General features: G+C 68.3%; 20 protein-coding genes and 1 pseudogene. 9 read left to right on the top strand and 12 right to left on the bottom strand.

The genetic code is table 11. The features are described 5' to 3' along the window. Positions 1 to 21: 21 nt before the first annotated feature. On the bottom strand, positions 22 to 1,461 hold the full coding sequence (gene rpsA / locus BTO20_RS14400) for a 30S ribosomal protein S1 (protein ID WP_029373057.1): 1,440 nt from the start codon (positions 1,459 to 1,461) through the stop codon (positions 22 to 24). A gap of 111 nt (positions 1,462 to 1,572) precedes the next feature. Here rpsA and BTO20_RS14395 point away from each other — a divergent pair, with 111 nt between their 5' ends. Further along, positions 1,573 to 2,826: a PrsW family intramembrane metalloprotease gene (locus BTO20_RS14395; RefSeq protein WP_408632200.1), complete on the top strand. Its 1,254-nt coding sequence runs from the start codon at positions 1,573 to 1,575 to the stop codon at positions 2,824 to 2,826. Here BTO20_RS14395 and BTO20_RS14390 read toward each other — a convergent pair whose 3' ends face one another. Further along, positions 2,827 to 4,161 (bottom strand): SMI1/KNR4 family protein, encoded by a 1,335-nt coding sequence (locus BTO20_RS14390; protein WP_087076880.1) that lies wholly within the window; start codon positions 4,159 to 4,161, stop codon positions 2,827 to 2,829. A 72-nt stretch (positions 4,162 to 4,233) separates the two neighbouring features. Here BTO20_RS14390 and BTO20_RS14385 point away from each other — a divergent pair, with 72 nt between their 5' ends. Then, positions 4,234 to 4,869, top strand: a complete 636-nt coding sequence (locus BTO20_RS14385) for a LysE family translocator (RefSeq protein ID WP_087076878.1) — start codon at positions 4,234 to 4,236, stop codon at positions 4,867 to 4,869. A gap of 3 nt (positions 4,870 to 4,872) precedes the next feature. On the opposite strand, the gene polA is transcribed toward BTO20_RS14385, so the two are convergent. Next, positions 4,873 to 7,605 carry a DNA polymerase I gene (gene polA / locus BTO20_RS14380; RefSeq protein ID WP_198344382.1) on the bottom strand — a complete coding sequence of 911 codons (2,733 nt, stop codon included), beginning with the start codon at positions 7,603 to 7,605 and terminating at the stop codon, positions 4,873 to 4,875. Then, the gene (locus tag BTO20_RS14375; protein ID WP_087076875.1) at positions 7,598 to 8,482 is read right to left on the bottom strand and encodes a LysR substrate-binding domain-containing protein; all 885 of its coding nucleotides are present in this window, start codon (positions 8,480 to 8,482) and stop codon (positions 7,598 to 7,600) included. Before BTO20_RS14375 ends, polA begins: the two co-directional genes overlap by 8 nt. A 71-nt stretch (positions 8,483 to 8,553) precedes the next feature. Between BTO20_RS14375 and BTO20_RS14370 the strand changes: the two genes are divergently transcribed. Both BTO20_RS14370 and BTO20_RS14365 read left to right on the top strand, forming a co-directional pair. Further along, entirely contained in the window at positions 8,554 to 9,675 is a 1,122-nt protein-coding gene (locus tag BTO20_RS14370) for an FAD-dependent monooxygenase (protein WP_087076872.1), read from the top strand. Beyond that, positions 9,672 to 10,343: an alpha/beta fold hydrolase gene (locus tag BTO20_RS14365; protein WP_087076870.1), complete on the top strand. Its 672-nt coding sequence runs from the start codon at positions 9,672 to 9,674 to the stop codon at positions 10,341 to 10,343. Before BTO20_RS14370 ends, BTO20_RS14365 begins: the two co-directional genes overlap by 4 nt. Here the strand turns inward: BTO20_RS14365 and BTO20_RS14360 are convergent. After that, positions 10,282 to 11,727 (bottom strand): FAD-dependent monooxygenase, encoded by a 1,446-nt coding sequence (locus tag BTO20_RS14360; protein ID WP_087076868.1) that lies wholly within the window; start codon positions 11,725 to 11,727, stop codon positions 10,282 to 10,284. The two genes, BTO20_RS14365 and BTO20_RS14360, sit on opposite strands and share 62 nt — an antisense overlap. After that, positions 11,724 to 12,293, bottom strand: a complete 570-nt coding sequence (locus tag BTO20_RS14355; RefSeq protein WP_087076866.1) for a TetR/AcrR family transcriptional regulator — start codon at positions 12,291 to 12,293, stop codon at positions 11,724 to 11,726. Before BTO20_RS14355 ends, BTO20_RS14360 begins: the two co-directional genes overlap by 4 nt. 106 nt (positions 12,294 to 12,399) lie before the next feature. Here BTO20_RS14355 and BTO20_RS14350 point away from each other — a divergent pair, with 106 nt between their 5' ends. From BTO20_RS14350 to BTO20_RS14340, 3 genes are all read left to right on the top strand, one after another. Next, complete coding sequence (locus BTO20_RS14350) at positions 12,400 to 12,867, top strand: Zn-ribbon domain-containing OB-fold protein (protein WP_198344381.1); 468 nt, start codon at positions 12,400 to 12,402, stop codon at positions 12,865 to 12,867. Next, entirely contained in the window at positions 12,864 to 14,066 is a 1,203-nt protein-coding gene (locus tag BTO20_RS14345; protein ID WP_087076864.1) for a lipid-transfer protein, read from the top strand. Before BTO20_RS14350 ends, BTO20_RS14345 begins: the two co-directional genes overlap by 4 nt. Positions 14,067 to 14,158: 92 nt before the next feature. Then, entirely contained in the window at positions 14,159 to 14,386 is a 228-nt protein-coding gene (locus tag BTO20_RS14340; RefSeq protein WP_087076861.1) for a DUF167 domain-containing protein, read from the top strand. Between the two features lie 94 nt (positions 14,387 to 14,480). On the opposite strand, the gene BTO20_RS14335 is transcribed toward BTO20_RS14340, so the two are convergent. Together BTO20_RS14335 and BTO20_RS14330 are read right to left on the bottom strand one after the other, a co-directional pair. Next, complete coding sequence (locus tag BTO20_RS14335) at positions 14,481 to 16,436, bottom strand: primary-amine oxidase (RefSeq protein WP_087076859.1); 1,956 nt, start codon at positions 16,434 to 16,436, stop codon at positions 14,481 to 14,483. A gap of 32 nt (positions 16,437 to 16,468) precedes the next feature. Beyond that, positions 16,469 to 17,962: a carboxylesterase/lipase family protein gene (locus tag BTO20_RS14330; RefSeq protein WP_087082077.1), complete on the bottom strand. Its 1,494-nt coding sequence runs from the start codon at positions 17,960 to 17,962 to the stop codon at positions 16,469 to 16,471. 78 nt (positions 17,963 to 18,040) lie between these two features. Here BTO20_RS14330 and BTO20_RS14320 point away from each other — a divergent pair, with 78 nt between their 5' ends. After that, on the top strand, positions 18,041 to 18,739 hold the full coding sequence (locus BTO20_RS14320; protein WP_198344380.1) for a hypothetical protein: 699 nt from the start codon (positions 18,041 to 18,043) through the stop codon (positions 18,737 to 18,739). Here the strand turns inward: BTO20_RS14320 and BTO20_RS14315 are convergent. After that, complete coding sequence (locus BTO20_RS14315; RefSeq protein ID WP_029373041.1) at positions 18,736 to 19,065, bottom strand: hypothetical protein; 330 nt, start codon at positions 19,063 to 19,065, stop codon at positions 18,736 to 18,738. The genes BTO20_RS14320 and BTO20_RS14315 overlap by 4 nt on opposite strands. Positions 19,066 to 19,202: 137 nt before the next feature. Here BTO20_RS14315 and rbpA point away from each other — a divergent pair, with 137 nt between their 5' ends. Further along, on the top strand, positions 19,203 to 19,541 hold the full coding sequence (rbpA, locus tag BTO20_RS14310) for an RNA polymerase-binding protein RbpA (protein ID WP_026356597.1): 339 nt from the start codon (positions 19,203 to 19,205) through the stop codon (positions 19,539 to 19,541). Between the two features lie 74 nt (positions 19,542 to 19,615). Here the strand turns inward: rbpA and BTO20_RS14305 are convergent. The 3 genes and pseudogenes from BTO20_RS14305 to BTO20_RS14295 form a co-directional block, all read right to left on the bottom strand. Further along, positions 19,616 to 20,338: pseudogene (locus tag BTO20_RS14305) on the bottom strand (polyprenol monophosphomannose synthase); the annotation flags it as partial. Positions 20,339 to 20,394: 56 nt separating this feature from the next. Beyond that, entirely contained in the window at positions 20,395 to 22,278 is a 1,884-nt protein-coding gene (gene lnt, locus BTO20_RS14300) for an apolipoprotein N-acyltransferase (RefSeq protein ID WP_087076849.1), read from the bottom strand. Then, on the bottom strand, positions 22,271 to 23,863 hold the full coding sequence (locus tag BTO20_RS14295) for an amidohydrolase (protein ID WP_087076847.1): 1,593 nt from the start codon (positions 23,861 to 23,863) through the stop codon (positions 22,271 to 22,273). The genes lnt and BTO20_RS14295 overlap by 8 nt, the downstream gene beginning before the upstream one ends. Positions 23,864 to 23,884 lie beyond the last annotated feature (21 nt).

The following is a 23,884-nucleotide window of genomic DNA, read 5'->3' as shown; positions in this document are numbered from 1 at the left end:
GGGCATTTGTTGTTGCGTTACTTAGGCGTTGCCCGCGAGCTTCTCGCGCAGCGCAGCGAGCTGAGCGTCGCTGGCCAGCGTTCCGCCGGTCGACTCCTCCGAGCGCGACGAACCGTTGGACACCGGGGCACTGGCGGCCTCGGCCTCCGCAGCGGCGAACTTCTCCATCTGCGTGGTGTGCATCTTGTGGCGGCGCTCGGCCTCGGCGTACCGGGCCTCCCACTCGTCACGCTGCTTCTCGAAGCCCTCGAGCCATTCGTTGCTCTCGGCGTCGAAGCCCTCGGGGAAGATGTAGTTGCCCTGCTCGTCGTAGCTGTCGGCCATGCCGTACTTCGACGGGTCGAACTCCTCGGTGTAGTCCTCGTTGGCCTGCTTGAGGCTCAGCGAGATACGACGACGCTCCAGGTCGATGTCGATGACCTTGACCATCGCGTCGTCGCCCACCTGGACCACCTGGTCCGGGACCTCGACGTGGCGCTCGGACAGCTCCGAGATGTGCACCAGACCCTCGATGCCCTCCTCGACGCGGACGAACGCACCGAACGGCACCAGCTTGGTGACCTTGCCCGGCACGATCTGGCCGATCGCGTGGGTGCGGGCGAAGTGGCGCCACGGGTCTTCCTGAGTCGCCTTGAGCGACAGCGAAACCCGCTCGCGATCCATGTCGACGTCGAGCACCTCGACGGTGACCTCGTCGCCCACCTGAACCACCTCGGACGGGTGATCGATGTGCTTCCAGGACAGCTCGGAGACGTGCACCAGGCCGTCCACGCCGCCCAGGTCGACGAACGCGCCGAAGTTGACGATCGAGGACACCACACCCTTGCGGATGGCACCCTTGGTGAGCTGGTTGAGGAACTCGCTGCGAACCTCGGACTGGGTCTGCTCCAGCCAGGCGCGGCGGCTCAGCACCACGTTGTTGCGGTTCTTGTCGAGCTCGATGATCTTGGCCTCGATCTCCTTGCCGATGTACGGCTGCAGATCGCGGACGCGACGCATCTCGACGAGGGAGGCAGGCAGGAAGCCACGCAGGCCGATGTCGAGGATCAGGCCGCCCTTGACGACCTCGATGACGGTGCCCTTGACGGCCTCGTCCTTCTCCTTGAGCTCCTCGATGGTGCCCCAGGCGCGCTCGTACTGAGCCCGCTTCTTGGACAGGATCAGGCGGCCTTCCTTGTCCTCCTTGGTGAGAACGAGGGCCTCGACCTCATCGCCCACGGAAACGACCTCGTTGGGGTCGACATCGTGCTTGATGGAGAGTTCGCGGGAAGGGATGACACCTTCGGTCTTGTAGCCGATGTCGAGCAGGACCTCGTCACGGTCAACCTTGACGATGGTTCCCTCGACGATGTCGCCATCGTTGAAGTATTTGATGGTTTTGTCGATGGCGGCGAGAAAGTCTTCCGCGGAGCCGATGTCGTTGACGGCTACCTGCGGGGACGTGACGGAGGGACTTGGCATGTGGTGGGTTGCTCCGGACAGGTTTACTCGTAGGGACAATTGAACTGCTGATATTGGTGACCGGTGGGTGCGGACAAACTGCGCACACAGGTACTTACTGAGACTACTCGACTGGGCACACGCAGGACAAACCCGGTCCCCGTGGAACCTCGCCGCTACCCTTCGATCGTGGCGTACTCCCCGATGCAGTTCCCACCGCCCTCCCCTGCACCGATCCCCCAGGCACGACCCTGGCTGCCGGTCACCGGGCCCATGCCGCGCCCGATCCGCAAGGTGGGCGCGCCGCTGGGTGTCCTCATCGCGTTCGGCGTGCTCACCGGCCTGCTGGTGCTGTTGTTCACGGTGATCAACCCGGTGGGCGCCATCGTCGGTTTCGTATTGTCCACCGCGACCATGACCCTCGTGGTGTTCGCGTACCTATGGCTGGACCGCTGGGAGCCCGAGCCGCCACGGCTGCTCTTGATGGCCTTCGGGTGGGGTGCGTCGATCGCGGTGCTGCTCTCGCTGGTAGTGGGCCTGATCGGGGATTCGGTGCTGGCTCCCGGAACTTTTCTGCCGGAGAGCGTCGACTCGACCGCCATCCGGGCTCCGTTCATCGAGGAGGCCGCCAAGGGCTTGTTCCTGCTGATCATGATGACCGGCCGACGCCGCAACGAGCTGAATTCGCTGACCGACTGCCTGGTCTACGCCGGGCTCGTCGGGGTGGGATTCGCCTGGCTGGAAGACATCATGTACATCGCCAACGCGGACTCGCTGGCCGGCTCATTGGTGACGGCAGGGATGCGGCTGATCATGGGTCCGTTCGCGCACCCGCTGTTCACGACGATGACGGCGATCGGGGTGTACTTCGCCCTGCAGCAGCGCTCGTCGGTGACCAAGTTCTGTTGCATCCTGACCGGGTACCTCGGCGCGGTGGTCATGCACGGGTTGTGGAACGGTTCGTCACTACTGGGCGTGGGCGCTTACTTCGCCGTCTACGTGGTCTGGATGGTGCCGATCTTCGCCCTGATGATCGCGGTCGCCATCGCCAGCCGCCGCCGTGAGCAGCACCTGGTCGCCGCCAAGGTGTCCGGCATGGTCGCGGCAGGCCTGATCACCGACAACGAGGCGACCTGGCTGGGCTCCTTGCGCACCAGGAGGGGCGCGATCAACGAGGCGACGCGCGCAGGCGGCCGGCCGGCGGGCAAGGCCGTGGCCCGATTCGCAGCGTCCGTGGTGGAGCTGGCGTTCGTCCGCGACCGCATCGACCGCGGCTTCGGCGACCAGCGGGTCTACGCGCTGCTCAACGAAGAGGTCTATGCCGTCGCCTCGGCCCGGTCCGCCGCGCCGATCCTGGGCTGGTTGGCCAACTACCGGGCCTCCTGATCAGGCTGCGCCACCCGAGACCCGGACCACCTCGATCGGCGGCTGTCCCCGATGGTTCAGCAACAGGTTCGCGATCTCGATCAGTTCGCGGAACGGTTCTGCGACGTCGGATCGCCCGGCGTCGGAGAATCCGATCGCCTGTAACGTGTCCGGGATGCGCCCCTCATCGATGACGGTGCGCCACGTCGCCGCCGGTAGCGAGAGGAATTCGAGTGCCGGCAGCCGGGTCAGCACATCCACGCCGCCGACCGTCGCCGACGAGACGAACAGGCTCCGCAGACGAGGGTGGCCCACCAGCGGCGTGAGGTCATGGGATGCGTCACGGTCGTACACGTGCAGGACTTCCGTCTGCGGCCCGACATCTGCCATCGCCCGTGCGACCAGGCCGAGTTCGGGTTCGGGCCTACTCCAGGGATCGATGACGGCGCCGTTCTGCAGATATTCGGTGAGCGACGGTGCCAGCCACTGCGCGCCGGCCATGACGTCGCGGTCCACATGCAGCAGCTGCCCGACGGTGCCGTTGGGGCCCGGCGCCATGTCGACGACGAAGTAGCCGCCGGCCTCGTCGTCCCCCACGACGAACCAGGCCGCGGAATGTCCGAGCGGTTGAACCTGACCGAACGGGTCGGGCAGCACGACCGCCTCGGCGCCGAATATCCATGACAGGTACCGCCGGTGCGGCTGGAACCAGGAGCGTCCCTCGGTGTCGTCGAGGGGCATGATCCGCATCCCGCGGGTGATCGTCGCCAACTCGGGGTCCTGGTCTTCGTCGGCCGGCCAGAAGCTGCCGTAGGCCGCCGCACCGTAGAGCGCCCGAACGTCGGGCGGCAGCGGTTGGCCGAACACCTGCTCGGCGGCTGCCATGTGCTCCGGGTCCGTCGCGGGAACATCGGGCAACTCACCTTGGATCATGCGACGCACCAGCTCTGGATCACACCCAGACGAAAGCTCTTGTCCGGCAACCGGTATCGGCTGCCGCAGATACGGCTCGGGCATCGCACCGGGCGTCAGGTTCACCCCGTCTATCAAGCCGTTTCCGGCCATCCCGGTGAGGTGCGGGGTCGACGCGTCGACCAGCAGCATCTCCGCGGAGCCATTCGGGTGCGCCACCCCGTAGTAGACGAATACGCAGTCGGCGGCCCTGGTCTGCAGCGTGGTGACGAGCTCGGGGTCCAGGGCCAGCATCAGCGACCCAGCTGCCCCGGTCATCCCGTACGCGCCTGCCGAGAAATTCCCGATGCTCGTCACACTGCGGCCTTGGCTGACGGCTTCGGCGGCCAGCCGGACGAGGTAGGACTGCCAGGTGTCCGCGGACGTGACGGTTTCGTTGAGCACGACCCGAATCTAAGCGACGCCCGACCGGGCCAGGCGCACTAATCACTTGCGCTGCTCAGCGATACTTTTCCCATGCTCGCCCACATACTCGACGTCTTGCCGGCGTTCCTGGTCGCATCGGTGATCCTGGCCGCACTGCCCGGACCGGCGACGGTGCTGTTCCTGCATCGCTCGGTGCGCGACGGCCGGACGGCGGGGCTGGCGGCCGTGGTCGGTAACGAGATCGGCATCTTCGGATGGACCTTGGCCGGCGGCGCGGGACTGTCGATGCTGCTGACGGCCAACAAGATGCTGTCGCTCGCGCTGCACGTCGTCGGCGCCGCCGTCCTGGTCTGGCTCGGAATCAGCGCATGGCGCAGCGCGAAGCACCCGGCCGACGTCGAGGTGCCGCTGCCGCCGCGCGGACGGACTCCGGCCGCGGCGTTCCGCGCGGCACTGGTGTCGATCGCCGCCAACCCGAAGGCGGCGGCGTTCGGCATCGTGGTGCTGCCGCAGTTTCTGCCCAAAACAGGTCCCGTGCTGCCCACCCTGCTGGCGCTGGCGGTCATCCAACTGGTGGTGGACACCTCGTGGTGCGTCGGCGTCGTCCTGGCCGCTCACCGGGCACGAAACATCCTGGGCCGCGTCCACATCCGTCGCCGCATCGAACGCGTGATGGGTGCCGCGCTGGTGGCGCTGGGTGTGGGCCTGGGGGCCGACGCCGGCTAGCAGCTAGTGAGCCGCGGCATCCCAGCTGCGGCCATAGCCCACCGACACCTCCAGCGGCACATCCAGCGGGTAGGCATTGCCCATGTGCTCGCGCACCAGCGCCTCGAGCGGGTCCCGCTCGCCCTCGACGACCTCGAACAACAATTCGTCGTGCACCTGTAGCAGCATGCGGGACCTGAGCCCGGCCGCCTTGATGGCCTTGTCGACGTTGATCATCGCGACCTTGATGATGTCGGCTGCACTGCCCTGAATGGGTGCGTTGAGCGCGGCCCGCTCGGCGGCCTCCCGGACGTTGCGGTTGCTGCTGTCCAACTCGGGCAGATAGCGCCTGCGGCCGAACACCGTCGAGGTGTAGCCGTCCTTGCGGGCCTGGTCGACGACGTCGCGCAGATAGTCGCGGATGCCGCCGAACCGCGCGAAGTACTGCTCCATCTGCAGCTTGGCCTCTTCGGTGGAGATCTTGAGCTGGCTGGCCAGGCCGTAGGCGCTCAACCCGTAGGCCAGGCCGTAGGACATCGCCTTGACCCGACGGCGCAGTTCGGGGGTGACCTCGTCGATCGGCACGTCGAACGCGCGGGACGCGACGAACGAATGCAGGTCCTCACCGGTGTTGAACGCTTCGATGAGGCCCTCGTCGCGCGACAGGTGGGCCATGATGCGCATCTCGATCTGGCTGTAGTCAGCGGTCATCAGCTCGGCGTAACCGGCGCCGACGACGAACGCGTCGCGGATGCGCCGGCCGGCCTCGGTGCGGATCGGGATGTTCTGCAGGTTGGGCTCGGTGGACGAGAGCCTGCCGGTGGCGGCGATGGTCTGGTTGAACGTGGTGTGAATCCGGCCGTCGGATGCCACCGAATTCAACAGTCCGTCGACGGTCACCTTGAGCCGGGTGGCATCACGGTGGGTGAGCATGTGCTGCAGGAACGGGTGCCCGGTCTTGTCGAACAACGACTGCAACGCGTCGGCGTCGGTGGTGTAACCGGTCTTGGTGCGCTTGGTCTTGGGCATCTCCAGCTCGTCGAACAGCACGACCTGCAACTGCTTGGGCGAGCCGAGGTTGATCTGCTTGCCGATCACCGCGTAGGCCGCTTCGGCGGCGTCGCGGATCTGATCGGCGAAGTCGCTCTGCAGTTCCCTGAGGTGGTCGCTGTCGACCGCGATCCCGGTCTGCTCCACCTCGGCGAGCACCCGCTGCACGGGCAGCTCCATCTGGCCGAGCAGTGACGACGAGTCGATGCGGGCCAGCTCCTCGTCGAGCGCGTCGGCGAGGTCGGCGACCGCCGAGGCCCGCAGCAGCAGGGTCTGCACGGCCTGCTCGTCGACGCCCTCGGTGTCGTCGAGCAGCGAAAGCTGTTGCTGTCCAGTGTCTTCGGCGCGCAGTTCGCGTTTGAGATAACGCAGGGACAGGTCGTCGAGCGCGAAGCTGCGCTGCCCGGGCCGCACCAGGTACGCCGCGAGCGCGGTGTCGGAGGTGACCCCCGCGAGGTTCCAGCCGCGCCCGGCGAGATCATGCATGGCGAGCTTGGCTTCGTGCAGCGCCTTCGGCGGGCCGGGATCGGCCAGCCACGACGCGAGCGCCGCCTCGTCGTCGGGAGTCAGCGTCGCGGTGTCGAGGTAGCAGCCTTCCCCGTCGGCCGAGGCGATGGCCAGCGCCGTGGCGTCGGAGTCGAAGGCCCGGTGGGTGCCGACCACGGCCAGCCCGAAGCGTCGGCCGTTGCTGTGCTCGGCGAGCCAGGCCGCCAGCTCACCGGGTGCGAGTACGCCGCCACGCACCTCGAACCCGGCCTCGACCTCGGGATCGGCGGAGCTGAGGGTGTCGAACAACCGGTCGCGCAGCACCCGGAACTCCAGGTCGTCGAACAGTCGATGGATGTGGTCGCGGTCCCACGGCAGCATCCGCAGCGTGTCCGGCGTCTGCGCCAGCGGCACGTTCTTGACCAGTTCGGTCAGCTCGCGGTTGAGGATGACGTGGGAAAGGTTGGCGCGCAACGCCTCACCGACCTTGCCCTTCACCTTGTCGACGTTGTCGACCAGCGCCTGCAGCGACCCGTGCTCGAGAATCCACTTGGTCGCGGTCTTCTCCCCCACACCGGGGATGCCGGGCAGGTTGTCGCTCGGGTCGCCCCGCAGTGCGGCGAAGTCGGGGTACTGGGTAGGGGTCAACCCGTATTTGGCGACGACAGCGTCCGGCGTGAACCGGGTCAGCTCGCTGACCCCCTTGACGGGATACAGCACGGTGACGTCGTCGCTGACCAACTGCAACGAGTCCCGGTCACCGGTGACCACCAGGACCCGGTAGCCGGCGTCCTCGGCCTGCGTGGCGAGGGTCGCGATGATGTCGTCGGCCTCGAAGCCATCTTCGGAGAGCACGGTGATGCCGAGCGCGTTGAGCACCTCTTTGGTGATGTCGATCTGGCCCCGGAACTCGTCGGGCGTCGCCGAGCGCCCCTCCTTGTACTCCGGATACTTGTCCTTGCGGAAGGTCTTGCGGGAGACGTCGAACGCCGCGGCGATATGGCTGGGTTGTTCGTCGCGCAGCAGGTTGATCAGCATGGCGGTGAAGCCGTAGACCGCGTTGGTGGTGAGCCCGCCCTGGGTCTTGAAGTTCTCGGCGGGCAGGGCGTAGAACGCGCGGAACGCCAGCGAGTTGCCGTCCAGCAGCATCAACGTGGGCTTGTCGGTCGACACAGGCGGGGCATCAGTCGCGGTAGGGCTCACGGCCCTAACTCTATGCATCGCCTCCGACGAGTTCGGCGGCCATCTCGATCAGCGCCCGCGCCGCCGGGCTGATCGGCCCGGTCGCACGCCAGGCCAGCACCAACCGGCCGCGCAGTTCGGGCCGGATCGATATGGCGTGGACATCGGTGCGCTCGCGCGCCACCGAACCGGGCACGATCGCCACACCCAGCCCTCGAGCGGCGAGATCGGCGAGCGCGTCGGGCGTGGCAGCCTCGAACACCACGCGCGGGGTGACCCCCGCCGCCACGCAGGCCCGGTCGAACTGCCGACGGATCCCGCCGCCGGCCGGCAGCGCGATGAGTGGGCGCTGCGCGAGCGCGGCGAGCCCGACCGTGCGGCGCGCCGCCCAGGGATCGGCGCGGCCCACCACGGCCTCGATCGGCTGGTCGGTGGTGGTGGCGACGGCCAGCCCGGCGGGCACCTCGTCGGAACCGACCGACGTGATCGCGACGTCGAACCTGCCGCTGCGGACGCCGTCGATCAGCGCGTCGGAGGTGTCGGTGGTCAACGTGATCTCCACCGCCGGGTGTGCCTGGTGATAGTCGGCGAGCAACTGGGGCATGTCGACGTTGTGGGCCGTCACAGTGCCGATGGTCACCGAACCGCGGACGAGCTGGGCGAGTTCGTCGACCGCGGTCCTGGCTTGACGGACCGCCTCGAGCGCGGCCCGCGCGTAGGGCAGCACCGCCGCTCCGGCCGCGGTGAGCCGGACCTCACGCCGGGACCGGTCCAGCAGGGGCTGACCCAATTCCCGCTCCAGCCGCGCGATCTGGGCGCTGACCGCGGGCTGCGCGACGTGCACCCGGTGCGCGGCGCGGGTGAAGTTCGCTTCTTCGGTGACGGCGACGAAGTACTCGAGTTGCCGCAGTTCCATAACCTTTGATTATAGTTTGTGTATTCAGATGCTATTGGACTTATAAGAGCTGCTCCGCGCACGCTTGAGACATGGACATCGTGATCGCCGGGGCCGGCATCGGCGGCCTCACCGCAGCTCTGACCCTGCACGCCCGCGGCATGGGCGTCACCGTCGTCGAATCGGCGCGCGAACTCGCGCCGTTGGGCGTCGGCATCAACCTGCTGCCGCACGCCGTGCGGGAGTTGCACGAACTCGGACTCGGCGAGGCCTTGCAGAACGCCGCAGCGACCCCGGCGGTCATCGATTTCTACACCTCCGAGGGCGCCCTGCTGTTCCGCGAACCCCGCGGAATCGAAGGCGGATACGGGTATCCGCAGTGTTCGGTGCACCGCGGCCGACTGCAGATACTGCTGCTCGACGCGGTGACCGACCGGCTCGGGCCCGACGCGGTGCGCACCGGCGCGGGCGTCGTGGATTTCGCCGAATCCTCGACCGGGGTACGCGTGCAGACCCGGGCCGGGGAATTTGGCGCCGACGTGTTCGTCGGCGCGGACGGGGTGCAGTCGATGGTGCGACGCACACTGCATCCCGGCCCCGATCCCCTGATGTGGTCGGGGGTGCGGATGTTCCGCGGCGCGAGTCACATGCCGGCGTTCCTCGACGGCCGCACGATGGCGATCGTCAAGGGCCCCGACGGGGTCGAACTCGTCACGTACCCGATCGGCGGCGGTCTGGTGAACTGGGTGCTGCAGGTCGGTGAATCCGAACCCGGCCCACTGCCCGGCGACGCGAACTGGAACGCCCCGACCGACCCCGCGGCCGTCGCCGCCCACATGTCGGGCTGGCAGCTGGACTGGCTGGACCCGGCGGACCTGGTGGCCCGGTCGGACGCGGTCTTCGAGTATCCGATGGTCGACCGAGAGCCGTTGTCCCACTGGGGCACTCGGCGGGTAACCCTTCTCGGCGACGCCGCCCACCCGATGTATCCCGTTGGCGCCAACGGTGGCTCACAGGCCATCCTCGACGCCCGGGCCCTCGCCGACGAGTTGGCCGCGGGCCACGGCGTGGCCGGCTACGAGGCCCGGCGCGTCCCCGAGACCGCTGCGGTGGTGCGGGCCAACCGCGAGATGCACGCGGGCAGCCCCGACGAACTCGCCCGCGTCACGGCCGAGTACCGCCGAAACACATTCGCCGACAGGAGTTCCGAATGACCACGTTCGTCCTCGTGCCAGGTGCGTGCCACGGCGGCTGGTGCTTCGACGACCTGGCCGCCGCGCTGCGCGCCGACGGCCATCGGGTGCTGGCGCTCACCCTGACCGGCCTCGCCGAACGCGCCCACCTGCTGCATGCGGGCGTCAACCTGGACACCCACATCACCGACGTCCTCGCGGAATTCGGCGCCCAGCGCATCACCGACGCGGTGCTGGTGGGACACAGCTACGGCGGCATGGTGATCACCGCTGTCGCCGACCGGATCCCGGATCGGGTCAGCGCGCTGGTCTACCTGGATGCGTTCGTGCCGCGCGACGGCGAATCGTGCTGGACGTTGACCAACGACGAGCAGCGGCAGTGGTACATCGATGTCGACGCCACCGGGTACGGCGTGCCTCCGCTGTCGTTTTTCGACGAGCGCGCCACCCCGCATCCGCTCGCGTCGCTCATGCAGCCGGTCCGGCTCGGCGACCTGCCGCCGGGTATCCGGCGGGTGTATGTCCGTGCGGAGAACTGGCCGGCGGAGTCGCCGTTCGCCCCGACCTACGCGCGGCTGCGGAACGATCCGGCGTGGACGACGTATTCGCTCGACGGTGCGCACAACCTCATGCGGGACAACCACACTGATCTGGTGCGGATCCTGCGTGGCGTAGCTGGTGAGCGATGACTTCTGGCTTCGTGCTGATCGCCCCGATGTGTCCGTCGGGCCGAACCAAGACGTAGGAGCCGGCAGGCACGTCATAGCCGGCGCGGGGACTGACGCACACGCTCGGCACCTTGAAATCGACTGTGACTGCGTCGCATTCGAGCACCGTCCAGTGTGGCCCGCGAAAGACGTCGAAGAGCCGGCGGCCGTCCGGCAGCAGGCCGTCGGGCGCTCGGTCACCAACCTGTAGCGCGCCGGACACGTCGTCGCCGCCTGCGAGCGGGCCGCCCCGGTAGCTGATGTCCAACTGGTGGATGGCCGCGGGCGACGGACCGGTCGAGCCGAAGCCCTGGCGATGCAATAGGCCACTGAGGCGCAGCACGTCGGCCGCGACGGGCATGCGCTCAGCCGCATAGCTGTCCAGCAGCTGATCGGGCGCGCCTGCCAGCACCGCAGCCAACTTCCACCCCAGGTTGTAGGCGTCCTGCACACCCGTGTTGACGCCCTGTCCCCCGGCCGGCGAATGGACATGGGCGGCGTCACCGGCCAGGAACACCCGGCCCATCCGGAAGCGTTGCGCCATCAGCAGATTGACGCGGTAGAGCGAGATCCACCGCAGGTCCGAGAGCACCACGTCGCGACGCCCGGAGCGCTCGTCGAGCATGTTCTGCATGCCGTGCAGCGTCAGCGCGGGTGGGTCATCGCCTGCCGCCATGGTGACCACCAGCTGGTAGTGCTCGCTGCCGGGCAGGTTCCACAACGAGAACCGCTTGGACTGATCGCCGTCACGCGTCAGCAGATGACAGCGCCGGCCCTCGAGCCCGGTGGCTCGCACGTCACCGACGACGATGCGCTCTTCGGTCAGCGCGCCGCCCACAAACTCGACGCCCGACGCCTTGCGCACCGTGCTGCGACCGCCGTCGGCGCCGACGAGATAGTCGGCGTGGATCGGACCGCGGTCGGTATGGACGGTGACACCGGTGTCGCCCTGCTCGAAACCCGTTACCTCCGTGTCGAATTCGATGGTGCCGCCGAGTTCGGCGAACCGCGCCGCCAAGATTTGGTCGGTGCGCCACTGCGGGATCAGCCACGTGAACGGGTACGGCACCGCCGGTGTGGGTTCCAGTTCGGGCAGCCCGAGGAGTTCGTAGATCGCCTTGTCCCAGACCACGTCCGCACCGCGGTAGAGCCGCATGGACGGAAAGGGCTCCCCGGCCGCCAGCACCGCACCGATCACCCCGAGGTCGTCGAAAACCTCCAATGTGCGTGGCTGCAGCCCTTTGCCGCGCGAACCCGGGAACAGTGTCGCCGCCTTGTCCAGCACCCGGCACGGCACGCCGCGCCGGGCCAGCTCGATGGCCAGGGTCAGGCCGGTGGGCCCGGCGCCGGCGATCACGACGGTCATCGATCGACACCTCCGAGCAGGACCAGCAGCACGTCGTCGACGAGCCGAGCACTGAACGCCGCGTCGACGGGCCGGTCCAGGTGCATCTGCCGCAGGATCATGGCCTCGGCGACGTCGTGGATCATCTCGACGTCGGTGTCTGGGGCAATGTCACCGCGGGAGATGGCTCGTTGCAGGGCGTCATGGAACGGCGAGAGTTCCTCTTTGTCGAGGTGTTCACGCATGGCCTGGGCCAGCTGTTCGTCGTGGCGCATGAGCGTCGCCAATTCGGCCGTAACCCGAGTCAAGGGATCGGCCACGTTGGCGGCGACGGCATCCATCACCGCGTAGAGATCACTGCGCAGCTGCCCGGTATCGGGCACTGCCGCGTTGCGCGCGGCGTCGGCGGCGTCGAGCGTGGCGCGGACCAGCTGAGCCTTGTTCGGCCACCGGCGATAGATGGTGGCCTTGCTGGCACCCGCGCGCGCCGCCACGGCATCGGTGGTCAGCGCCTGGTATCCCCGCTCCACGAGCAACTCGGCCGTCGCGGACAACACGGCCTGCTCACGCTCCATACCTCGAACCATGCCCGAAGCGTACGAAACCGTTTCGTACGCTTCAACCGAATATCCTCGGGCTGTCAAACTGCAACACGTTTCAGTTTTGCCCTCCGATTCGGTTACGCTGAGCCCCGTGCCAGCAGCAACCACGCAACCCGCGATCGAAGGTTGGTTCACCACCGACGACGCCGGTGTCACCCATCTCATCGGCGGCAAGTGCACCCAGTGCGCCACCTACGTGTTCCCGCCGCGGGAGAACAACTGCCCCAATCCCGCGTGCGCCAGTGACACGCTCGACCTGGTGCCGCTGTCCCGCCGCGGAAAGGTGTGGAGCTACACCGAGAACCGATACCTCCCGCCGTCGCCGTACCCCAAGTCCGACCCGTTCGAGCCGTTCGCGATCGCCGCGGTCGAGCTGGCCGACGAAGGCCTGATCGTGCTGGGCAAGGTGGTCGAGGGCACGCTGGCCGCCGACCTCAAGGTCGGCATGGAGATGGAGCTGACGACCATGACGCTCTACACCGACGACGAGGGCGTCGAGCGGACCACCCACGCTTGGAAGGTTGCGGACGCGAGGAGCACGGAGGAATCAGCGGAATGAGCACGCCAGAGCCTTTGTACATCCTCGGCGCGGGCATGCACCCGTGGGGCAAGTGGGGACGCGACTTCACCGAGTACGGCGTCGTCGCGGCCCGCGCCGCACTGGCCGAGGCCGGGCTGGACTGGCGCCAGATCCAACTGGTGGCCGGCGCCGACACCATTCGCAACGGCTACCCCGGCTTCATCGCCGGGTCGACGTTCGCCCAGAAACTGGGCTGGAACGGCGTGCCGGTGTCGTCGTCGTACGCGGCATGTGCCAGCGGCTCGCAGGCCCTGCAGAGCGCCCGCGCCCACATCCTGGCCGGGTTCTGCGACGTCGCCCTGGTGATCGGCGCCGACACCACGCCCAAGGGCGCGTTCGCCCCGGTCGGCGGTGAGCGCAAGAACGATCCGGACTGGCAGCGGTTCCATCTCATCGGCGCGATGAACCCGGTGTACTTCGCCCTGCTGGCGCGGCGCCGAATGGACCTCTACGGCGCCACCGCCGAGGACTTCGCGCAGGTGAAGGTGAAGAACTCGCGCCACGGCCTGCAGAACCCGAATGCCCGCTACCGCAAGGAAACCGCGGTCGAGGACGTGCTGGCGAGTCCGGTTGTCTCCGATCCACTGCGTCAGCTCGACATCTGCGCAACCTCGGACGGTGCGGCCGCGCTCATCGTCGCGTCGAAGTCGTTCGCGGAGAAGCACCTTGGTTCGGTGGAAGGTGTCCCGTCGGTGCGGGCCATTTCGACCGTGACCCCGCGCTACCCGCAGCATCTGCCCGAATTGCCGGACATCGCAACGGATTCCACCGCTGTCGTGGCCGCACCCGAGCGGGTGTTCAAGGACCAGATCCTCGATGCGGCCTATGCCGAGGCCGGTATCGGTCCCGAGGATGTCAGCCTCGCCGAGGTGTACGACCTGTCGACGGCACTCGAGCTGGACTGGTACGAGCACCTGGGCCTGTGCGCCAAAGGTGAGGGCGAGCAACTGCTGCGCTCGGGTGCCACGACCATCGGCGGCCGGGTGCCGGTCAACCCGTCCGGCGGGCTGGCGTGCTTCGGCGAGGCCATCCCGGCCCAGGCCATCGCGCAGGTGTGCGAGCTCACCTGGCAGCTCAAGGGCCAGGCCACCGGCCGTCAGGTCGAGGGCGCAAAGGTCGGCGTCACCGCCAACCAGGGCCTGTTCGGCCACGGCTCGTCCGTCATCGTCGCGCGGTAGGTCGGTTCCGTTGCTCCGCGAGCGTGCATGTCTGCCGGTAGACACGCCGCCGCGCACCAGCATTGTGCGCACGTTGGCGCAACGATGAGGGCGTGAGCGAAACCGTCGTCGTCCGCGTCAAACCGGGCAGCCGTAAGGGGCCACTGGTGGAACGCGGCGACGACGGTGCGCTGACCATCTACGTGCAAGAGCGTGCCGTCGACGGCAAGGCCAACGAAGCCGTCTCGAAACTGCTCGCCCAACATCTCGGTGTGCCGCGCAGCCGCGTGGAGTTGACCTCGGGAGCGGCGGCGCGGCTCAAGCGTTTTCGTATCACGTGACGGCGACGAGCGTGCGCATAGTGCTGGCGGCGCGCGGCGTGGCGGGCAACAGACACGCACGCTCGCGCAGATGGGGCTACCCGCGCAGATGGGGTTAGTGGTGGGCAGCCTTGGCAGGGGTGTGCTCGCACGCGGCAGGCGGGGTCGGCGGAACATCCAGTGACGGGTTGCGATCGAAGAAGCCGTAGGGCTTGAGCCAGAACGACACGATGTCCACGGGCATGATCGGCCAGTCCTCCGGGCGGGTGATGTGGTGGATGCCGAAGACGTACCACAGCACCACATCGGTGTTCTCGATCGACCGGTTGCCCTTCGTCCACTCCGCGATCCCGGTGTCGGCAGCCGACTGGTTGACGAATTCGCCCGCCGGCCAACGCTCGTCGGGGTTGTTCGGCGTCACCCACAGGGTGTGCCCGATGATGGTGGCACGCTGAAAGACCGGCGACGCCGGATCGAACATCTCCGGGAACGCCCCCGTGGGAACGAGTTTGTAGGACGGGTGGGTGCCCAGGCCGTTGGTGACGTTGGTGTTCACCACCTTCCAGGCCCGCTGCGTGGCGAAGTTGGTGTCCTGCTTGCCCTCCTCCTCGGTGCGCAGCGGCTGATTGCGCGTCACCAGCGACAGTCCGAGCGGGTTGTCCGGGCCCATCGGTTCGGCGTACGACTCGGTCATGTACACCGTGTTGTCACTGCCGTCGATGTCGAGATCCAGTCGGGCGATGAGGAAATGCTGGTGGTACGGCGCATAGGTGCGCTCGTCGACCAGGGTGCCGTTGGGATGCGGCTGCCCGGGCGCCACCGGCGTGGTCACCATGATTCCCGTGGCCCGGACCTCGCACTCGATGTTGCCGTCCTGGTAGAACCGCCAGTACACCAGGTATTCGTAGTTGGCTACCGTGACGTGTGACGACACCGTGAGCCTGCGCATGCGGCGCACCTCGGCGCCGGCGTCGTGGTCGACGTGCTTCCACAGCACGGCGTTGTCTTCCTCATGGATGCACACGGCGTTCTTGATGGTGTACGGCTCACCCTTGCTGTTGTGCAACACCGCATCCAGATAGCGGATCTCGCCGAGGCAGTCGCAACCCAATTCCAGCGACGTGGTCATGAAACCCAGACCCCACTCGCCGATGTCGAACGCGGTGCGCCGGTAGTGGTCCACCGACGGGTCGCGGTACGGCACCACCATCTCCGCGAACGACATCCGGTGCGCCACCGACCGTTCCGTGTCGCCGTCGCGATAGCGCACGGTGTGCAGGGTCATGCCCTCGCGGTGGTTGAAACCCACCCGCAACGACCAGTTCTGCCACTTGAGCAGATTGCCGTCGAGGGTGAACGACGGCCCTTCCGGCTGGGTGATGTTCAGCGGCTTGAGTGGCTCGCGCCTGGAGGCCGCACGGATGCGCTCAGGGATGTGCCGGGGCACGTATTCGCCCATCACAGCGGGCTTTTCGTTGCTGCCGTCATCCTCGATGCGCAGCAACTCCATGGTGTTGAGGTCGATCACGCAGTGCAGCCCGCTGACCGGATGGGCGTAGGGATTGGCCCCTTCGGCGTCCTTGTACCAGGTGTCCGACCAGCCGATGCGGCGGTCGCGGAACTCCGGCGGCGCCACGGCATCCCCGTACGTCCAGGTGTCCATGAACACGTTGTCCATGTTGGTGATACCGCGCTTGGCCAGCGCGGCGATCACATCGGGGTTGTTGCGCAATGCCTCGTCGCACTCGGTGAATTCGTCGACGGTGAAGTTCGCCTGCACCCCTGGGACGTGGTCGAACGACTCGACCTTGTCGTCGGTCAGCGAGACCACTGACTTGTAGGTCGCGTTCTCGGCCCGGTTGAGGCAGATGACCACGGCGCGTCGCGATGGTGTCGACCCACCCTTGTCGAACGCCGCCAACTCCGCCTTCGACGGCTCGATGAGCTCCACCGATGCGATGCGCCAGCCGTCGCCCACACCATGTTCACGCCGCAATATCGCTGCCGCCGCGGTGAACTCGTCGGCGGACAGCGGATCCAGGGGGTAACTCACGCGACCACGGAACCACATTGGGCACCCTGTGCGCAGCGGATCGCGAAGACTCAGGGTCCCGCCAGCGAAAAGCCTTCCCACGCCTGGCGGCGTTCGGCGGCGGGGTCGAACTCGACACGAGATACCCGGTCGAATACCAATACCGCACGCTTGTCGGCGGTGTAGGTCGGCCACCCCTCGCCGGGGATCCCCGAGCGCGAGAAGGCGCGCCATCGCGACTGCACGTCGCGGGACACTCTGCGGGCCGACCGCTGGTCGGCCACCGCCGTGAGCACCGAGCCGTATGTCGTTCGGTACGTGTCGAATACGGCCAGCAGTTCCATCGCATGCGTGGCGCCGAATCCCGACCAGCGCAACGTGCGCGGGGCATAGTCGTAGCGGTACACGTACGTCGGCGCGTGACGGCTGTGCGCCTCGGCGATCTGCCAGGTGGCCGACCCGAAGGCGAAGTCACCGCCGAGCTGTATACACGCCGCGTCGCTGGGATAGTGCGGGTAGGCGGCGAGGATGCGGTCGCGGTGCTCCGGCCCGGCGCTGGCAAACAACTTCTCGATCATCGGCTCGTTGGTGGGCAGCAGCGGCAGGAACCGGGTGAACAACCGGCCCTCTTCGGCGTTGTTGCCGACGATCAGCGGCAGTCGGTGCGCGGTGCCGTCGGCCATCGCCTCCACCGGATCGGCGGGCAGAACTTCGGTACCACTGGTCGGCCCGACCGGAAACGCGCCGGGCATGTCCGTCATGCCTCGGGAGATCAGGCGGTCCAACGCCTTTCCCAGCTCCGCCGGGCGGGCCGAGTGGATCGCAGCGGGGCCGCCGACCAATTCGGCGAACTGCTCGGCGAGCCGCGCCGACGCGTTGGCCGTGCTGACCATCCCGCTGGCCGGGCTCTCCGAGATCACCCGCGCGAACAGACCCTTGGCCGCAGGCACCGCCAACAGGGTGGCGACCGCCTGCGCACCCGCGCTCTCCCCGAAGATCGTCACGTTGTCCGGATCGCCACCGAACACCGCGATGTTGTCGCGGACCCACTGCAGTGCCAGCACCAGATCACGCAAGAACAGGTTGTCCTCGACCGGGTGTTCAGGTGTGGACAGCGACGACAGGTCCATGCAGCCGAGCACGCCGAGCCGGTAGTTGACCGACACGTACACGCATCCGCGCCGGGCCAGGGCCGCGCCGTCGTAGAGCGGCGTGGCCGAGCTGCCCATGATGTAACCGCCGCCGTGCACGAAGAACATCACCGGCAGCGGTTCTTGGAGCGGCTTTTCGGGCGCGACGACGTTGAGCGTCAGGCAGTCCTCGCTCATCGCCTGATATTTGCCAACTCCGAGCATCGTGTAGCGGCGCTGCTGCGGCGCGCAGTTGCCGAACTCATGGCAATAACGCACGCCGGGCCACGGTTCGGCGGGCTGCGGGGCACGAAACCGCAGCGGACCAAGGGGCGGCCGGGCGTACGGGATCGAACGCCACCGGTGCACCCGATCACGGGTGAAACCTTCCACGATGCCGGTCCTGATCGTTGCCCGGACGGTCCGTTCGTGCATGAGCCCGACGGTAGCGAACATCACCGCCCCGCGCCGCGCCTGGGCGGCAGACACACCGGGTACCGCTAGCCTGACGGAATGCGGATTGCTGTGATCATCGCGGCGTCTGCGCTGCTGGCAGCGTGCTCGACCGGGGGCGGCGGGGAGAGTACATCGACGTCGCAGGACCGATTGTCGGTGCCGACCAGCTCAGCGCAGCCGTCCAGCGCCAAACCGACGCCGACGACGACAACCCCGCCCGTGCCGACCGCGGCGCCACCCCCAGGCACCCCGATGTCCCAGGTCATCCGATGGGTCGAGGCGGGTACACAGGCCGATCCGGCCGGTTTCCACACCGCCACGCGCGGCGGTGAGACCACCAACCTGGGCGATGACGTCGCATTCGTCACCACGGCGGGCAAGTGTGCGACCGACAAGCTGGTCAACGGGCAGCTGGCCTGCCTGGTGAAGACCGACGGCCTGCCCACCAAGCCGCCGGACGTGGAGGGCGAGTGGATCGCGGGGTGGGTGGACTTCACGGGGCCGACGCTGGAGGTCGGCTCGCTGCACGGTGACCCGGGCCGGTTCACCTACGGCGACGGCGCCAAGCTGCCCACCGGCGGATCGATCGCGTTCGGCGACTACCGCTGCCGCGCCGACAGCACCGCTCTGGTCTGCGTCAATTACGCACACCAGTCCGGGATGCGGGTCAGTCAGGCGGGCGTCGAACCGCTCGGCTGCCTGAAGCCGACGCCTCCGGCCGTCGGCATCGGCCGACAGTTCAGCTGCCCGACCTAACGCCAGCCGTCGGCGGCCTTGGCGGCCACCATCAGCGCGTCACACAGCTGCCGCAGCTCGTCGGTGGCAGCCCCCTCGTCGACCGCGGTGGCGAGGTCCTCGGCCGCGCATCGGACCTGGTACACGCGGTCGGACAGTTGCGCGGCCTCGTCGGCGGTGAGCACCACCGAGTCCGGGGCCAGGGAGGTGCCCTTCACCAGCGCACGCTGCTCGTAGGCCCGTTGGCGGCAGGACTGTCTGCAGTACTGGCGCCTGCGCCCCATCCCCGCATCGGCTACCTCACGTCCGCACCACCGGCACGGCTGCGGGCGATGACGTCGGGCGATTCCGGAGGCCATGGCTCACGACTGTAGACGGCCGCCTCTTGTGATCGGGGTATCATCGACGGTTGAGTCGGGAACCTGGCAACGCCATCAAGCGTTGATACATCCGGATAATTTCGCGTGAACGAGGAGTGTTGACGATGGCTGATCGTGTACTGAGAGGCAGTCGCCTCGGAGCCGTGAGCTACGAGACCGACCGCAACCATGATCTGGCGCCGCGTCAGGTCGCGCGCTACCGCACGGACAACGGCGAAGAGTTCGACGTGCCGTTCGCCGACGATGCCGAGATCCCCGGCACCTGGCTGTGCCGCAACGGTATGGAGGGCACCCTCATCGAGGGTGACGTGCCTGAGCCCAAGAAGGTCAAGCCGCCCCGCACCCACTGGGACATGCTGTTGGAGCGTCGTTCGGTAGAGGAGCTCGAAGAGCTGCTCAAGGAACGTCTCGACCTGATCAAGACCAAGCGTCGCGGCAGCTGACACCGCTTACAAGTGAGCGAGGGTGCGCTTCGGTGCACCCTCGCTACTTTTTTGTGTCAGCTCGATGCGCCGCGGGCGCGGTCCAGGCGGCCCTTGAGGCCCCACTCGGCGACCTTGAACATCGCCTCCCGGATGTTGGATCCGCTCATCTTCGAGACGCCCAGCTCACGCTCGGTGAAGGTGATGGGCACCTCGACGACGCTGAAACCGTTGTTGATGGCCCGCCAGGTCAGGTCGATCTGGAAGCAGTAGCCCTTGGAGTCCACCGCGGAGAGGTCGATCTTTTCCAGTACCTCGCGCCGGTAGGCGCGGTATCCGGCGGTGATGTCGTGGATGCCCACGCCCAGCAGGAACCGTGAATAGGTGTTGGCGGTTTTGGACAACACCAGCCGGCGGCGCGGCCAGTTGCGCACCGTGCCACCCGTGACGTACCGCGAGCCGATGGCCAGGTCGGCGCCGGCGTCGACGGCGTCGAGCAGCCGGTAGAGCTCCTCGGGGGCATGGCTGCCGTCGGCGTCCATTTCGACCAGCACCGAGTAGCCGCGGCCCAGTCCCCACGCGAATCCGGCCAGATAGGCCGCGCCCAGGCCGGCCTTGCTGGTGCGGTGCATGACGTGCACGCGGTCGGGATCCGCCAGGGCCAGCTCGTCGGCCAACTCACCGGTGCCGTCGGGGCTGCCATCGTCGACGATCAGCACATGGACGTCTGGCCGGGCGCGGTGCACCCGCCCGACGATCAACGGCAGGTTCTCCCGCTCGTTGTAGGTGGGGATGATGACCAAGGTGCGCCGGCTGGGGCTGGCAGCGTCCTGGCGAGGGGTCTCCCCCGAGCTCGCTCCGTCACCGGGGACTGTCATGTGACTCCTTCATCGTCGCCGGCGTTCGCCTTCCGGCGCCGGAACATTCTTGGCACGAACCCTCCATTTTGCCGTATCGCGATGACCGCCGCCGCAACAGCGGCCCCGAAACCGGCCACGACCAGCACCGCTTGTATGGCGGGCCCCCATCGGGTGGCCGCTGTCAGATCCGATTTGAGGCGGATCTGGCTGTCCAGATACGCCGGCTGGAACCATTCGGTGCGGGCCAGCTCCCGCCCGTCGGGCGCGATGACGGCGCTGATCCCGGTGGTGCCCGCGACCACCACGTAACGGTCGTGTTCGACGGCCCGCAGCTTGGCGAACGCCAGCTGCTGCGAGCTCATCGTCGCGTCGAACGTGGCGTTGTTGGTGGGCACCGCCAGCACCTGCGCTCCGTTGAGGACCGATTCACGCGCGGCGCGGTCGAAGATCACCTCCCAGCACGTGGTGACCCCGATGGGGACGCCTGCGGCATGCACGACGCCGTCGCCGGTGCCCGGGACGAAGTAGCCAGCGCGGTCGGCGTACGACGACAGGTGCCGGAAGAAGCCACGCCAGGGCAGGTATTCACCGAACGGTTGGACGATCTGCTTGTCGTGGCGTTCGCCGGGGCCGGTGGCCGGGTCCCACACGATCACGGTGTTGTTGGCGACCGGATTGTCGGGTGTGTAGCCGTCGGCTTTGACGACGCCGCCGACGAGTATCGGCGCCTTGATCGCGTCCGCCGCGGCGCTGATCTGCGCGGCGGCGTCGGCGTTGGCCAGCGGATCGATGTCGGAGGAGTTCTCCGGCCAGATGACGAACATCGGCTGTGCGGCCCGGCCTGCCCGCACATCGTCGGCCAGCCGCCCGGTCTCGCGGACGTGGTTGTCGAGCACGGCACGCCGTTGCGCGTTGAACTCCAGGCCCAGCCGGGGCACGTTGCCCTGCACCGCGGCGACGGTGACCGAGGGTTCGTCGGCGACGCCGACCGCGGAATGCCGCACCTGCGGCCACAGCAACGCGGTGCCCAACAGCACCACGGAGACGCAGACGCCGGGGAGCACGACCGCCGGGGGCGGCACGCCGGGCTTGTGGCCGTGGTGCCACCACTGGACGATCTCGCAGGCGACCAGGGTCAGACTGAACGCGGCCAGCGCGACGGCGAACGACACCAGCGGCGCCCCGCCCACCCGCGCAATCGGCAGGAGCGGGCCGTTCGACTGACCGAATCCGACCACGCCCCACGGGAATCCACCGAACGGCACGGTCGACTTGAGCCATTCCGCGGCGACCCACAACGTGGCGAACCACAACGGCCAGCCCGGTAACTGCCGGACCAGGACGGCCAACAGCCCGAACACGCCGCAGAACACGGCCTGCAGCGCGGCCAGCGCCAGCCACGGCATGGGCCCGACCAAGCCGCTGATCCACGGCAGCAGCGGAATGTAGAACGCCAGCCCGAACAAGAATCCGTAGCCGAAACCGCCGGCGCGGGTGGTCGACGGCAGCGTCAGCACCCAGCCGAGCAGCGCCAGCCCCGCGAACGCCGCGGCCCACCAGCCCACGGGCGGGAAACTCGCCCACACCAACAGCCCGCCTCCGACCGCGGCACCGAGTTGAGCCCAACGGTCGAGGGTCGCGCGGCCGAACCGGCGGCCCCACGCGCTCAGCGCGGCGAGGCGGTCAGCCGCCGGTTCGGGCGAGTCGGTGTCCGCGGCCGAATCGTCGATGTCGACGTCTTCGTCGAGTCCCGGCCCGTCCTCGTCATCGGCGAATTCGTCCGCGAGGTCGTCGTCCTCGCGCTCGTCGTCATCCTCGTCGGCGACCGCCGGGAGCACCTCGGTGACATCGTGCGGCCGGGCACGCAACCGTTCGAATCGATGGCGGTCGCTAGCCATGGATGACGACACCCCGATGAACGGTCTGCCGGCACCGTGGCAGTTCGGCCCCGCCGGCCAGCCGCGGCAGTGCGGGCACCCGCGACCGCGGGTCGGTGGACCAGCGCTGCACAGCGTTCGCCGGTGCGCTGACCTCCAGATCGTCGGCATCCCAGATCGCATAGCTGGCCGCCGCGCCCGGGACCAGGGTGCCCGTGACACCGTCGCGCACCCCACCGGCCCGCCAGCCGCCGCGGGTGGCCGCGGCGAACGCGGCACGCGCGGACACGGCGCTGCCCGGGGTGCGATGTTCGACGGCCGCGCGCACGGTCTGCCAGGGGTTCATGCTGGTAACCGGTGTGTCGGAGCCGAACGCGAGGGGCACGCCTTCGGATGCTAACAGCGCAAACGGGTTGAGCCGATGGACTCGGTCAGGCCCGAGGCGCTGAGCGTACATACCGTCCTCGCCGCCCCACAGCGCATCGAAATTGGGCTGCATGCTGGCGATGACGCCCCACGATCCGAGCTTGGCGGCCTGGGCCGGGCTGACCATCTCCAGATGTTCCAGCCGGTGTCCGCAGCGCGCGACGGCGGGCGCGCCGAACGCGTCGACGACGGTTGCCAGCGCATCGACGACGGCGGTGACGGCGGCGTCGCCGATGACGTGGAATCCGGCGGCGATACCCGCCTGGGAGCACGCGCGCAGGTGGGCGGTGATGGTGTCGGCGTCGAGGTAGCAGTTGCCGCACGTGTCGGGGGCGTCGGCATACGGCTCGTGCAGCCGCGCGGTACGCGAACCGAGGGCACCGTCGACGAACAGATCACCGGCCAGCCCGCGGGCGCCCGTCTCGTTGATCAGCGTCCTGGCCTGGTCGGCGTCGGCGACGGCTTCGCCCCAGTAGCCGACGATCTCGACGCCGTGGTCGAGCCCGCGCAGTTCCTGCCAATCGTCGAGGCCGCCGATATCGGGGCCTGCGCATTCGTGAACCGCGGCGATACCGTGGCCGGCGGCGTGGTCGAGCGCGGCGAGCCGGGCGGCGTGGCGCTGGGCCGGCGTGAGGCGCTCGCGAGCCGCGGCGCGGACCAGGTGGTGCGCACCGGCGCTGAGCGGGCGTTGCGGATCGAACCCCGTCGCGTCGGCCAGCCCGGGCGCCAGGGCGCGCAACGCGCTGCTGGCAGCTGCCGAATGCACGTCGACGCGGGCGAGGTAGGCGGGGCGGTTCCCCAGCACGGCGTCGAGGTCCGCGGTCGTCGGCGGGGTGCGTTCGGGCCACCCCGCCTCGTCCCAGCCGTGGCCCCAGATCGGGCCGTCCGGATGGCGCCGGGCATGTTCGCCGAGCAGTCGCAGACACTCGGCCAGTGACGTCGCCCCCCGCAGGTCCAGACCGTCGAGATTGAGCCCCGTGGCGGTGAGGTGGACGTGACTGTCGACAAACGCAGGAGCGACGAAGCCGCCGTCGAGGTCGACGACGCGGGCGTCCGGGAACTGCAGGCGGCCGACGTCGTCGCTACCCAGCCATGCGATGACGCCGTCGCGCACGGCGAAGGCGGTGGCGTCGGGATGGGCGGGACTGTGGATCCGCCCGTTGATCAGGAGTGTGGTCAAAGGCTGCTGAGGGGTGTGCGG

Origin of the sequence: Mycobacterium dioxanotrophicus, from assembly GCF_002157835.1 — a bacterium.
Taxonomy (GTDB): Bacteria; Actinomycetota; Actinomycetes; order Mycobacteriales; family Mycobacteriaceae; genus Mycobacterium; species Mycobacterium dioxanotrophicus.
Note: the sequence above shows the minus strand (reverse complement) of the source record. Positions and strands in the feature narration are given on the sequence as shown.